Origin of the sequence: Leucobacter sp. OLIS6, from assembly GCF_002752355.1 — a bacterium.
GTDB lineage: Bacteria > Actinomycetota > Actinomycetes > Actinomycetales > Microbacteriaceae > Leucobacter.
Genome location: NZ_MRAV01000004.1, coordinates 27,396 through 39,224 on the forward strand (window position 1 = coordinate 27,396; position 11,829 = coordinate 39,224).

11 protein-coding genes are annotated in these 11,829 nt (G+C 71.4%); 4 read left to right on the top strand and 7 right to left on the bottom strand.

Annotation, left to right across the window (positions count from 1 at the left end; translation table 11 throughout):
- Positions 1–14: 14 nt before the first annotated feature.
- A complete protein-coding gene (locus BMH31_RS02845) occupies positions 15–1,154 on the bottom strand; it encodes a 3-isopropylmalate dehydrogenase (RefSeq protein ID WP_099722820.1) in 1,140 nt (379 codons plus the stop codon).
- A 227-nt stretch (positions 1,155–1,381) separates the two neighbouring features.
- Between BMH31_RS02845 and BMH31_RS02850 the strand changes: the two genes are divergently transcribed.
- The 4 genes from BMH31_RS02850 (at position 1,382) to BMH31_RS02865 (ending at position 5,342) form a co-directional block, all read left to right on the top strand.
- Complete coding sequence (locus BMH31_RS02850) at positions 1,382–2,407, top strand: GNAT family N-acetyltransferase (RefSeq protein ID WP_143469783.1); 1,026 nt, start codon at positions 1,382–1,384, stop codon at positions 2,405–2,407.
- Positions 2,408–2,433: 26 nt separating this feature from the next.
- Positions 2,434–2,946: a GNAT family N-acetyltransferase gene (locus BMH31_RS02855; protein ID WP_168187880.1), complete on the top strand. Its 513-nt coding sequence runs from the start codon at positions 2,434–2,436 to the stop codon at positions 2,944–2,946.
- Between the two features lie 117 nt (positions 2,947–3,063).
- Entirely contained in the window at positions 3,064–4,545 is a 1,482-nt protein-coding gene (locus BMH31_RS02860) for an aldehyde dehydrogenase family protein (RefSeq protein WP_099722823.1), read from the top strand.
- Positions 4,542–5,342 (top strand): SDR family oxidoreductase, encoded by an 801-nt coding sequence (locus tag BMH31_RS02865; RefSeq protein WP_099722824.1) that lies wholly within the window; start codon positions 4,542–4,544, stop codon positions 5,340–5,342. The genes BMH31_RS02860 and BMH31_RS02865 overlap by 4 nt, the downstream gene beginning before the upstream one ends.
- A 39-nt stretch (positions 5,343–5,381) precedes the next feature.
- On the opposite strand, the gene BMH31_RS15660 is transcribed toward BMH31_RS02865, so the two are convergent.
- The 6 genes from BMH31_RS15660 to BMH31_RS02895 are packed head-to-tail and all read right to left on the bottom strand — an operon-like array spanning position 5,382 to position 11,824.
- A complete protein-coding gene (locus BMH31_RS15660; RefSeq protein ID WP_099722825.1) occupies positions 5,382–6,203 on the bottom strand; it encodes a DUF2510 domain-containing protein in 822 nt (273 codons plus the stop codon).
- Between the two features lie 33 nt (positions 6,204–6,236).
- Positions 6,237–6,950: a hypothetical protein gene (locus BMH31_RS02875; RefSeq protein WP_099722826.1), complete on the bottom strand. Its 714-nt coding sequence runs from the start codon at positions 6,948–6,950 to the stop codon at positions 6,237–6,239.
- Positions 6,951–6,978: 28 nt separating this feature from the next.
- Positions 6,979–7,764, bottom strand: coding sequence for an NAD(P)H-dependent oxidoreductase (locus BMH31_RS02880; protein ID WP_099722827.1), 786 nt, complete (start codon positions 7,762–7,764; stop codon positions 6,979–6,981).
- Positions 7,765–7,804: 40 nt separating this feature from the next.
- On the bottom strand, positions 7,805–9,205 hold the full coding sequence (locus tag BMH31_RS02885) for an amidase (protein ID WP_099722828.1): 1,401 nt from the start codon (positions 9,203–9,205) through the stop codon (positions 7,805–7,807).
- Entirely contained in the window at positions 9,195–10,958 is a 1,764-nt protein-coding gene (locus BMH31_RS02890; protein ID WP_099722829.1) for an ABC transporter ATP-binding protein, read from the bottom strand. The genes BMH31_RS02885 and BMH31_RS02890 overlap by 11 nt, the downstream gene beginning before the upstream one ends.
- Positions 10,958–11,824: an ABC transporter permease gene (locus BMH31_RS02895; protein ID WP_099769553.1), complete on the bottom strand. Its 867-nt coding sequence runs from the start codon at positions 11,822–11,824 to the stop codon at positions 10,958–10,960. The genes BMH31_RS02890 and BMH31_RS02895 overlap by 1 nt, the downstream gene beginning before the upstream one ends.
- Positions 11,825–11,829 lie beyond the last annotated feature (5 nt).

Genomic DNA, 11,829 nt, shown 5'->3' on the forward strand with positions numbered 1-11,829 from the left:
GGGCCCGAACCGGTTCAGGCCGTCGCGGGCCGACTCGGTTCGAGCGCCGAGAGGGTGCCGAGCAGCGAGTCCGGCACGAGCTCGGGGCTCGCGGCGCCGTCGCGGACGATCGCGGCGACGCGCGATCCCAGTTCGGCGGTCGACGCCCCCATCCCCGGGCCCGAGAGCGCGGGGAGCGAGCCCAGCACCTCGACGGTCGCGGCTTCGACCGCGCGCGCCGCATCGGCCTCGCCGAGGTGGCCGAGCATGAGGGCGAGCGAGAGGATCGCGCCCGAGGGGTTCGCCCAGCCGGTGCCGGCGATGTCGGGAGCGGAACCGTGGATCGCCTCGAACATGCTCGGCGCCGAGCCGTCGAGGTTGAGGTTAGCGCTCGTCGCGACGCCGAGGCCGCCCTGGATCACGGCGCCGAGGTCGGTGATGATGTCGCCGAAGAGATTGTCGGTGACGACGACGTCGAAGCGCTCGGGGGAGAGCGGCAGGTGGAAGCACATCGCGTCCACGTGCACGTAGTCGGTCTCGACCTCGGGGTAGCGGGTCGCGACGTCGGCGACGACCTCCTGCCAGAGCTGGCCGGCGGCCACGAGGATGTTGGTCTTGTGGCACAGGGTGAGGCGCTTGCGGCGGCCGGCGGCGAGGCGGAACGCGAAGTCGACCACGCGCTCGATTCCCGCGCGGGTGTTGAGTGATTCCTGCATGGCGACCGCGTTCGGAGTGCCCGCGTGCACGGTGGATCCGCGACCGACGTAGGCTCCCTCGGTGTTCTCGCGCACGATCACGAGCTCGCAGCGCTCGGGGGTGAGGTCCGCGATGGGCGTGGGGACGCCGGGATACAGGCGGACGGGACGCACGTTCGCGGCCTGCTGGAACCGCTGGCGCATCTCGAGGATGAAGCCGCGCTCGAGGATCCCCGGCGTGACGCGGGGATCGCCCATCGAGCCGAACAGGATCGCGTCGGCGCCGCGCAACTCGTCCTCGAGCTCGGCGAACAGCTCGCCGGTCTCGAGGTAGTGGGCGGCTCCGGCGGCGTACTCGCGGCGCTCGGTGCGGAAGCCGTATCGAGCCTCGGCGGCGTCGAGCACCTCGAGCGCGCAGCCGACGACCTCGGGGCCGATGCCGTCGCCGGGCAGCACGGCGATCTGGTGGGAGCGCGTCATCGTTGAGTCCTTCCGCGGAGTGCCGGTGGGCGGGCGCGGGGATCCTCCGCCGCGGCGCACAGTGTGAACCATATTAACTGGTCAGGCCACTCATGGCGAGTGCTCGGCGGGTGCCCGGTGGCCTTCGGCGTGCGGCTCCCAGCCGGTCGCGCGCCGCGATCAATAGCATGGTGGGCATCGCGGCGGCCGTGAACGGCCGCACTGAGAGACGAGATGGAGCCGAGTCGATGAAGCCTCTGCGAGAGCGGGTCTCCGCACCCGATGCCCTGCGCCTGCCCGCCGATGTCGCGGGGGTGACCTGGCGGCGCATCGCGCAGAGCGACGTCCCGCTGCTGCTCGAACTGTCGCAGGCCTGCGACGCGGTCGACAACCCATGGGCGACGACCACCGAGGAGGAGTGCGAGCTCTGGTTCGAGGATCCCAAGCTGCGACTCGAACGGGACTCGGCGATCGCGCTCGACGCGGAGGGGCGCGCGGTCGCCTACGGCTTCGTGAGCCAGGGGGACGAGCGCGGCGCCGAGATCCGGATCGGGCTCGACGGCGCCGTGCACCCGGAATGGCGCAGGCAGGGGATCGGCGGTGCGCTGCTCGACTGGCAGGACGAGCGCGGCCGGCGCATGCTGTCGGCGGAGGACTCGGAGGCGCCCGGCTGGCTGACGCTCGGGGCCGACGAGCACGAGGCCGGCACCATCGCGCTCGCGCAGTCCCGCGGATATCGCATCGCGCGGTGGTGGCTCGAGCTCGAACGCGACCTCGCCGGAGTCGCGGCGGAACCGGAGCTCGCACCCGGGCTGCGCGTCGAGGGGTACGCGGGCAACGAGGAGGCGACCCGGATCGCGCGCAACGACTCGTTCCGCGATCACTGGGGATCTCAGCCGGTGAGCGAGCGGGAGTGGCAGGAGGCCGACGAGCTCGAGTCCGCGCGCCCGGACCTCTCCTTCGTCGCGACGGAGGGCGACGGGGGCTCGCGGCGGGTGCTCGGGTTCGTGATCGTGTCGGTCTACCGCGAGGACTGGGAGTTGCGGGGGTACTCCTTCGGGTATATCGATCTGCTCGGCGTGGTCGCCGATGCCCGGGGTCGCGGCATCGCGAAGGCGCTGCTCGGGCGCGCGCTGCGGGCGCTCCGCGAGGACGGGCTCGAGCGCGCGGTGCTCGACGTGGACTCCGAGAGCCCGACCGGAGCGGTCGGCCTGTATGAAGGCGTCGGATTCGGGACGGTGCGTCGATCGATGACGCTGGGAAGGGAATTCTGAGCGTGGAACGCGCCTCGCTGGAGAGGATGCGTCTTCGCAGCGCCGAGGCCGGGGACCTGGACGCGGTGCTCGGGCTGTTCGACGACGCGGTGGCCTGGTTCGTGTCGAACGGCAACACGGAGCAGTGGGGCGCGGATCCCTGGTCCGGTCAGGAGCGTCGGATCACGCAGGTCGGCGACGCGTTGCGCCTGCCCGGGGCGCGGGTGGCCGAACTGCCCGGAGCGGGCGTGGTCGGCCTGCTCGTGCTCGGCGAGGCCATGCCCTACGTGCCGCCGGCGGAGGAACCCGAGGTGTACGTCCGGATCCTCATCGGATCGCGCGACCCGCGGGCGAGGGGAGCGGGGCGCGCGCTGCTCGCTTTCGCCGACGCCGAAGCCGAGCGGTCGGGCATCGATCGCCTGCGCGTGGACTGCTATGCGGGCGGCACCGGCGCGCTCGTGCGGTTCTACGAGTCCTGCGGGTACGAGCGGACCGTCGAGTTCGATGTCGACGGGTGGCCTGGCCAGGTGCTCGAGCGTCGGCTGGGTGCCACGGCCTGATTTCGGCCGGGTGCCGACTCGCTTTCTCCGTGCGCTTGGAGATGGCCCGCGTGGTGATCTATATTAAATGGTAAGACCACTCGAAACGGGGGTGCGTCGGCAGCAAGGAGGCCAGCCATGTCAGATCCGCTCGACCTGATCGCGCCCGCGGGAGCCCTCCCGATCGGCGACGGCTGGCTGCCCGTCGAGGGTGCTTCGAACGTCGTCTTCCCCTACGACGGCAGCGTCGTCGGACCGGCTCCCGTCAGCCGGGTCGCCGACTCGCTCGCCGCGCTCGACGCGGCCGAAGCCGCCCGCACCGAGGTCGCCGCGCTCACCACCGCGCAGCGCAAGTCGATCCTCGCCGCCGTGCACGACCGGCTCGCGGCCGACGCGCAGCGCTTCGAGGACCTGCTCGTGCTCGAGACCGGCAAGCCCCGCGTCGACTGCCGTACCGAGGTGAGCCGCACCATCGTCACGCTCCAGGCCACCGCCGAGGAGGTGTCGCACGTCCACGGCGAGACCGTGCCGCTCGACCTCCAGGAGCTCGGCCGGGGCATGATCGGCTACTACACGCGCAAGCCCGCCGGAGTCGTCGTCGGGATCGCCGGATTCAACTACCCCGTGCTGCTCGCGACCCACAAGCTCGCCCCCGCGATCGCCGCCGGCTGCCCCGTGATCATCAAGCCGGCCCCCAACACCCCGCTCGCCACGATCGAGCTCGTCGCCATCGTGCGCGAGGTGCTCGCCGAGCACGGTGTCACCGGCGCGGCCGTGCAGCTCGTCAACGGCGGCCCCGAGGTCGGCGAGGTCCTCGTGCGCGACTCCCGGGCCCAGGTCGTCTCGTTCACCGGCTCCGCCGCCATCGGGCACCTCATCGCCGGGCAGGCGGCGCCCCGCAAGACGCTGCTCGAGCTCGGCTCGAACACGGGATTCATCGTCGCGGCCGATGCCGACATCGACGCCGCCGTCGACGCAGTGCTGCGTGGCGGCTTCTACGCCAATGGCCAGGCCTGCATCTCGGTGCAGCGCGTCGTGCTCGAACGGCCCATCGCCGAACGCTTCACCGAGCGTCTCGTCGCCCGCATGGGCGAGCTCCGGGTGGGGGATCCCCGCGACATCGCGACGAACGTCGCCCCCGTCATCAACGCGGCCTCCGCCGATCGGATCCGCGCCACGGTCGAGCGCGCGCTCGCCGCCGGCGCGCGCAAGCTCACCGACGTCGAGATCCCGGCGGAGGGCGGGCTCGTACCGCCGATCCTGCTCGGCGACGTGCCGGTCGACGCCGACGTCTGGCGCGAGGAGATCTTCGGCCCGGTCGTCTGCCTCACCGCGGTCGACTCGGTCGACGCCGCGGTCGACCTCGTCAACGACTCCCGGTACGGCCTCCAGGCCGCCATCTACACGGCCTCGCTCGAGAGCGCGTTCGCCGCGATCGAGCGGCTCGAGGTCGGCGGCGTCGTCGTCAACGAGATCCCCGGCTTCCGCTCCGACATCATGCCCTACGGCGGCGTCAAGGACTCCGGCATCGGCCGCGAGGGCCCGCGCTATGCGATCGAGGAGTTCACCGTCACCCGTATGGCCATGATCCGCCCGGCACCCCGAAAGGTCACCGCATGAACGCCCCCACCCCCGCCGTCGACTACTCCCGCCTCTTCCGCCTCGACGGCCGCACCGTCGTGGTCGTCGGTGCGGGCAGCGGGATCGGCCGCGAGGCCGCGCAGGCGCTCGCCGCGCAGGGCGCGCACGTGGTCGTCGCCGACTACTCGCTCGAGGGCGCGGAGGCCACCGCGGCGCTCATCGCGGAGCGCGGCGGCGTCGCCGAGGCGTTCGAGCTGAACGTGCTCGACGACGACGCGGTCGAGGCCGCGGCCGAGCGTTTCGGAACGGCCTCGGCGCTCGTGTTCACGGCCGCCACGAACGTGCGCAAGCGCATGGACGACTACTCGATGGACGAATTCGACCGCGTCGTGAACCTCAACCTGCGGGCCTCGTTCCAGCTGATCCGCCGGTTCGGGCGCCGCTTCGCCGACAACGGCGGCGGATCGATCATCGGCTTCGCTTCGATCCGCGCCCAGGTCGTCGAGCCCGGACAGGGGGTCTACGCGGCGACCAAGGCCGGCCTCGTGCAGCTCGCGAAGACCGCGGCCGCCGAGTACGGCGCCGCCGGCGTGCGGGTCAACGTGGTCGCCCCCGGCGTCGTCGAGACCCCGCTGACCGGGCAGATCCGGGCGAACGAGGCGTGGTACCGCGCCTACGCCGAGAAGAGCGCGCTCGGACGCTGGGCCCGCCCCGACGAGCTCGCGGGCGCGGTCGTGTTCCTCGCCTCGGACGCCTCGACCTTCGTGACCGGCTCCACGGTCAGCGTCGACGGCGGTTGGACCGCGATCGACGGGCGCTTCACCCCGCCGGCCTGAGCCGCGCGGCGGTCCGCCGCGACCGGGCCAAGGTTCGATTCACGACTTGAAGCGCCCGTTGCGGTCGACGACCATCTCGACCAGGAGCGCGCCCGTCTTCGGGTCCTCCTTCAGCACGTAGGAGTACCGCGCCGACTGGGTGGTCTCGCCGGAGACGAACTTCTCGTCGACCCAGAGTTCGTAGACTCCGGGAGCGGCCTGGTGGGACTTCAGGGTCCGGGAACTCGTGGGCGCCACCGCACCGGCGAAGAACTCCTTGCCGGTGCAGGCGCCGGCGGTCTTGCGGAACGCCTCGGTGGTGGCCGCGTTGTACGCGGCGCAGTCCTGCCGCTTGTACGCGTCGTTGTAGGCCTGCACTGCGGACTCCAGCCGACGGGTCTGCCCTTCGTCGATGGGCGTGCGCGTCACGAACGGTGCGGGATCCTTCTCGGTCGTCCCGCTCCCGCTGCCGGCGTTCGGCTGCGGTGCGGACTCGCCCGCTTCCGCCGCCGGCCGCGAGGTAGCGAGGCTTACGCTCAGCGCGATCCCGGAGCCGATGATGCCGAGCGCGACGACACCGGCGATCGCCCAGGCGGCGCCCGAGTGGCGGAGCCTGTCCTTCGCGGGCCGCGGAGGTGCGGCCTGCGGCTCTCCCGCTTGCGTGGGTTCCTGGACCGGCTGCGCGTACTGCTGAGCCTGCGGCTGGACCGGCTGCGGCGCCTGCGGCTGCGCATTCTGCTGAGCCTGAGCCTGTGCCTGAGCCTGAGCCTGTGCCTGAGCCTGCGGATTCGCGGGGCTCGTGTGCTCCGTCCACTGCTGCCCGTCCCACCATCGGAGGGATCCGGAGCCGTCGGGGTACCACCCCGGCTGAATGGTAGTCATCGTGTTCCTCGAAATCGGTGCGGTTCGGGCGGGCTACTGCGCCGCGGCGTAGGTGTACACGGGCTCGTAGTCGTCTGGGTTGCTCCGATCGCCGCCGGGCTTGAGCTTGGCGAGGTCGGTCTTGATCTGCACGACCGCCGAGTCCGCGTCCAGGTCGTCGGGAACCGTGTACACACCCACGGCCCGTACCGGCTTCTCCTTCGGGTAGTCCGTGCCGAGCACCTTGTCCTGGTCGAGCGCGATCTGGACCACATCCATGTCGTACGTCTTCCCGCTCCGGTCCACGAGCTGGAGTCCCGGGCCGATGGTGATGCCCGCACTCTTCTCGCTCGCGTGGTTGGTGATCTCGAAGTCGATGATCACGAGCTTCTGGCCCGGGTCGAGCATCAGGTCGGCCCAGGGATCCTCGGCGAGCGCCTCGGCCGTGGCATCGAAATTCGCGTCGAGCACCCGGACGGTCGCCGTGCGGTCGGCCTGCTCCTCGGCGGTGCCGATGAGCCGCCCGGGCATGTAGGTCATCTCGACGCTCGTGTCGGGCTTCAGCGGCGAATCCGCGGTCGAGCCGTCTCCGAAGGCGCGGGGCGCCTCCTGCTCGGTCTTCTGCGCCGGCTCTGCGGCGGTGCCCTGAGCTCCCGCGCGGACTACGACGGTCAGCGTGAGCAGCACTGCGATCGCCGCGAGGCCGACACCGATGAGGAGCCAGTACCACGGCCGGGCGAACACGGATCGTTGCGCGATCTCAGTCATGTCTCTCAGCCTAACTCGACGCCGGGGCTCAGGCGTCGGCGCGGTGGATCCCGAGGTCGGTCCGGCCCGGTGCGACCTCGTCGCGCAGCACTCGCTCCGGCGTGTAGTCCCCGCTCTCCAAACGGCGGAAGGGGATCGGGGTCTCGGCGTCGAGGCCGACGATCCGCTCGCGCAGGCGGGTGATCTCGCGCGCGACGTCCCGGGAGTCGAAGCCGTCGACGCCCTCGATGCCGTGCAGCGGCAGCACCTCGCAACCGGCGTAGAACAGCACGCCGTGCGTGAGCCCGTAGAGGATCGTGTTGAGGTCGCCGGCGATGCCGCGGGGGCCGAGCGCCGCGTCGGATTCGCCGTACGACACGACGATCAGCACGCGCTTGCCGGTGAGCAGACCGTCGCCGTACCTGCGGGCCAGACCGGTCTCGGGATCGACCACGTCGAAGCCGAAGCCCGCGGTGAGCACGCGGTCGAACCAGCCCTTGAGGATCGCAGGCATCGAGTACCACCAGAGCGGGAATTGCAGCACCACGAGGTCCGCGTCGAGCAGCTTCTGCTGTTCGACGCGGATGTCCTCCGGCAGCTGGGACTCGGCCGTGGCGCGGGTCCAGCGCGAGATGAAGCTGCCGCTCGCCCGCGCGAGGGAACCGAGGTCCCGGTCGTCGAGCAGCGGATCGAATCCCATGGCGTAGAGGTCGCTCGCGACGACGTCGTGGGTGAGCTCGAGCTCCGCCCGGGCGGCGTCGAAGAGCTCCCGATTGAACGAGCGCGCCTCGGGGTGCGCGTAGAGGTAGAGGGCGTTCGGCCGTGATGCGGTCATACGCCTATCTCAGCAGTTCGGGGTGCGCGGCGCGAGCGCCTCAGCGCACCGCCGACCAGTCGACGCTCGCTTCGGCGCCGCGCACCGTCTCGAACCAGTGCGCGACCCGCAGCAGTCGGTCGTCGGAGCCGATGGGGCCCGCGATCTGCAGGCCGACGGTTCGGCCGTCGGCCTGGATCCCCGCGCCGATCGAGACGGCGGGCTGGCCCGACATGTTGTAGGGCACGGTGAACGAGATGTGCCCCATGGTCTGCAGCGGATCGGTGATCGGCATAGGATCCTCGGCCTTGAACGCCGCGACGGGTGACACGGGTGATAGCACGAGGTCGTAGGGGGCCGTGGCCGCTCGGGTGAGGCGCGCGATCTCGTCGGCGCAGCCGCGGTTGCGCACGGTCTGCGCGGCCGAGAAGCTGGCGCCGGCCGAGCACCACCGGGCGATGAACGGCAGCACGAGCGCGCGATCCGCCTCACTCAGCAGTTCGAGGTCGGCGTAGGAGCGGCTGCGCCAGAAATCGACGAGCCCGTCGAGCACCTCCGCAGGAACGAACGGATCGAGCAGTTCGACCACGGCGCCCGCCTCGGCGAAGCGTGCTGCCGCGGCCTCGATGAACGCGCGGGTCTCGGGCTCGACCGCGAGACCCGATCCCGCATCGAGCTGCAGCGCGACGCGCAGCCCGGCGGGGGAGAGCGGTTCGAGGGACCAGTCCATCGGGCCGTAGGGCCGGGTCAGATAGTCGCGCTCGTCGGGCTTCGCGACGAGCGACATCAGCCGGATCGCGTCGGCCGCGGTGCGGGCGAGCGGACCGGCCGCGCGCCCCGTGTAGGGCACGTCGAGCGGGATCAGGCCCTCGCTCGGCTTGAGGGCGGTCAGGCCCTGCCAGGTGCCGGGCAGGCGGATCGATCCGCCGATGTCGGTGCCGACGTGGAGCGGGCCGTAGCCCGCCGCCGCCGCGGTGCCGGCACCCGCGCTGGAGCCGCCGGAGGTGAGCGCGGGATCGACGCCGTTGCGGGTGATCCCGTGCCGGCTCGAGACGCCGGAGGAGAGCATGCCCCAGTCGGGCATCGTGGTGGACCCGAGGATCACGACTCCGGCCTCGAGCAGGCGGTCGGTCGTCGGGGCATTCGCAGCGGCGATCGGCGGGTTCGGCAGCGCGGTGCCCGCAGGCTTCGGACGTCCCGCACGCGCGATGTTCTCCTTGACCGTCGCGGGCACGCCGTCGAACGGGCTGAGCGGAGCCCCCGCAGCCCAGCGCGCGGTCGAGGCGGTCGCGTCGGCGCGCACCTCGTCGGGCTCGTGCAGGTAGAGCGCGTTCAGTTCGGGCTCGCGATCCGCGATGCGCGCGAGCACGCTCTCGGCGACCTCGCTCGGAGTGAACTCGCCTTCCGCGTAGCCGGTGGCAAGAGCGCCCGCGTCGAGCGCGAAGAGATCGTTACGAGGCATGGGTGAGCTCCTGACGCAGGGTGAGCGACGAATCGATGAGGCGCTTCGTGTACGGGTGCTGGGGGTCGCGGTAGACCGTCTCGGTGTCGCCGGCTTCGACGATCTCGCCCGACTGCATCACGATCACCGAATCGCAGAGGTGCCGCACCACGTTCAGGTCGTGCGAGACGAACACGAGCGTCAGCCCGTACTCGTCGACGAGGTCGGCGAGCAGGTTCAGCACCTGCGCGCGCACCGAGACGTCGAGCGCGCTCACCGGCTCGTCGGCGACGACCACCTCGGGCCGGCAGATGAGGGCACGGGCGATCGAGATGCGCTGTCGCTGCCCGCCCGAGAACTGGTGCGGGTAGCGCGCCGCGGCTTCGGCCGGGAGGCCCACCGCTTCGAGCATCTCGGCGACCATGCGCGAGCGCTCGGCCGCGGTCTCGTTCCGGCCGCGCACGAGCAGCGGCTCGGAGATGATCTGCTCGACCGTCATGCGCGGGTCCAGCGACCCCATCGGATCCTGGAACACGATCTGCAGCTGCTGCCGGAGCTGACGCAGCTGCGATTCCTTCGCCCCCGAGACCTCGTTACCCGCGACGACCGCGCTGCCGGAGGTCGGCTGGTCGAGACCCGCGAGGATCCGCAGCAGCGTCGACTTGCCGGAGCCCGATTCGCCGACCACACCGAGGCGGCCGCCGCGCGGCACCTCGAACGAGATGCCCTTGAGCGCGCGCACCTCGGGGGCCGGCTTGAACAGGCTCGTGCGTCCTCGCGTGTAGGTCCGCACGAGATCCGTGACCTTCATGACGGTCTCGGCAGGTGCGGCGGGTGCGACGAATAGCGCGGGGACCTCGGCCGGCTCCGAGGGAGCGGCCTCGGCGGATGAGACTGCCGGATCCGCGTCCGCGGCCTCGACCGTCGGGGGCACGTAGTCCTGTGCGCTCGCGACGGTGAACAGGCGCCCGTCGGCGTCGGTGGCCTCGAGATCGGAGGCCGCGAGCAGGCCGCGGGTGTAGGGGTGCTGCGGCTTCGTGAAGATGTCCTCGGTCGGCCCCTCCTCGACGACGACGCCCTGGTTCATCACGAGCACGCGGGTGCACATGTTCGCGACGACCGCGAGGTCGTGGGTGATGAAGAGCAGGCCGGTGCCGCGCTCGCGCACGAGCTCGAGGATCAGGTCGAGCACCTGGCGCTGCACGGTGACGTCGAGCGCCGTGGTGGGCTCGTCGCAGAGCAGCAGCGCCGGGTCGTTGGCGAGGGCCATCGCGAGCATGACGCGCTGCCGCTGCCCGCCAGAGAGTTGGTGCGGGTATGCGCGGGCGGCCTGCGCCGGGTCGGGCAGGTGCACGGCGTCGAGCATCTCGATCGCGCGTTTGCGTGCCTCCGCCTTCGACGGGGCGAGCCTGTGCTGCAGCATGATCTCGGCGACCTGGTCGCCCGCGCGCATGAGCGGGTTGAGGGCGGTCAACGGTTCCTGGAACACCATGGCCATGTCGCGGCCGCGGACCCGCATGAGTTCGGACTCGGGCGCCTCCAGCAGGTTGCCGTCGTGGCCGTCGAGGCGCACGGATCCGTCGGCGGTGACGCCGTTCGGCAGCAGTCCGAGCAGCGCCGTGGTGGTCATCGACTTGCCGGATCCGGACTCGCCGATGAGGCCGATCCGTTCCCCGTGCGCCATGTGCAGCGAGAAGTCGTGCACGAGCGTGCGATGCGGGGTGCGGACGTTGAGCCCGTCGACGGCGAGCAGGGTCTTCGTTTCGGTGGTCATCAGCCGCGGCTCCCGTTCAGCTTCGGATCGAATCGGTCGCGCAGCCCGTCGCCCAGCAGGTTGAAGCCCATGACGGCGATCGCGATGGCGATGCCGGGCACGATGGCGAGCAGCGGGTGGGTGCCGAGGAACTGCTGCGATTCCTGCAGCATGCGGCCCCACGACGGCGTGGGCGGCGGGGTGCCGAGACCGAGGAAGCTCAGGCCGGCCTCGGCGAGCACCGCGAGGGCGAACGAGACCGAGCACTGCACGACGACGATGCCGATGATGTTCGGCAGCACGTGCCGCACCGCGATGCGGGTTCGCGACTGGCTCGCGGCGCGCGCCGCGAGCACGTACTCGGTGTTCATCACTTGCAGCGTGCCGGAGCGCGCGACGCGTGCGAACGCGGGGATCGTCGAGATGCCGATCGCGACCATGGCCGTGAGCGTCGACGCGCCGAAGACCGCCGCGAACATGATCGCGAGCAGCAGCGCGGGGAACGCGAGCGCGATGTCGGAGGCGCGCATCACGATCTCCTCGATCCACCCGCCGCGGATCCCGGCGAGGATGCCGAGCGGCGTGCCGATGAGCAGCGCGATGCCGACCGAGATGACGCCGACGAACAGCGTGATGCGGGCGCCGACGAGCATGCCCGAGAACAGGTCGCGGCCGTACTTGTCGGTACCGAGCAGGTGCGCGCCGCTCGGGCCCTGGAGGCGGTCGCCGGCGTTCACCTGCACGGGATCGTACGGGGTCCAGACGAACGACACGACTGCGGCGAGCACGACGATGCCGACGAGGATGAGCCCCGCGATGAGCGTGGGGGAGAGCCGACCGCGCGAGCGCCGCGCGGTCGGCCCGCCCCCACGACCATCGCGGGGCACATCCT

Excerpts from the sequence above, each read along its gene's own strand:
- BMH31_RS02880 (WP_099722827.1), bottom strand. The coding sequence starts at position 7,764 with ATGACCGCATCACGGCCGAACGCCCTCTACCTCTACGCGCACCCCGAG.
- BMH31_RS02860 (WP_099722823.1), top strand. The coding sequence starts at position 3,064 with ATGTCAGATCCGCTCGACCTGATCGCGCCCGCGGGAGCCCTCCCGATC.
- BMH31_RS02845 (WP_099722820.1), bottom strand. The coding sequence starts at position 1,154 with ATGACGCGCTCCCACCAGATCGCCGTGCTGCCCGGCGACGGCATCGGC.
- BMH31_RS02885 (WP_099722828.1), bottom strand. The coding sequence starts at position 9,205 with ATGCCTCGTAACGATCTCTTCGCGCTCGACGCGGGCGCTCTTGCCACC.
- BMH31_RS02855 (WP_168187880.1), top strand. The coding sequence starts at position 2,434 with ATGCGTCTTCGCAGCGCCGAGGCCGGGGACCTGGACGCGGTGCTCGGG.
- BMH31_RS15660 (WP_099722825.1), bottom strand. The coding sequence starts at position 6,203 with ATGACTACCATTCAGCCGGGGTGGTACCCCGACGGCTCCGGATCCCTC.
- BMH31_RS02850 (WP_143469783.1), top strand. The coding sequence starts at position 1,382 with ATGAAGCCTCTGCGAGAGCGGGTCTCCGCACCCGATGCCCTGCGCCTG.
- BMH31_RS02890 (WP_099722829.1), bottom strand. The coding sequence starts at position 10,958 with ATGACCACCGAAACGAAGACCCTGCTCGCCGTCGACGGGCTCAACGTC.
- BMH31_RS02875 (WP_099722826.1), bottom strand. The coding sequence starts at position 6,950 with ATGACTGAGATCGCGCAACGATCCGTGTTCGCCCGGCCGTGGTACTGG.
- BMH31_RS02865 (WP_099722824.1), top strand. The coding sequence starts at position 4,542 with ATGAACGCCCCCACCCCCGCCGTCGACTACTCCCGCCTCTTCCGCCTC.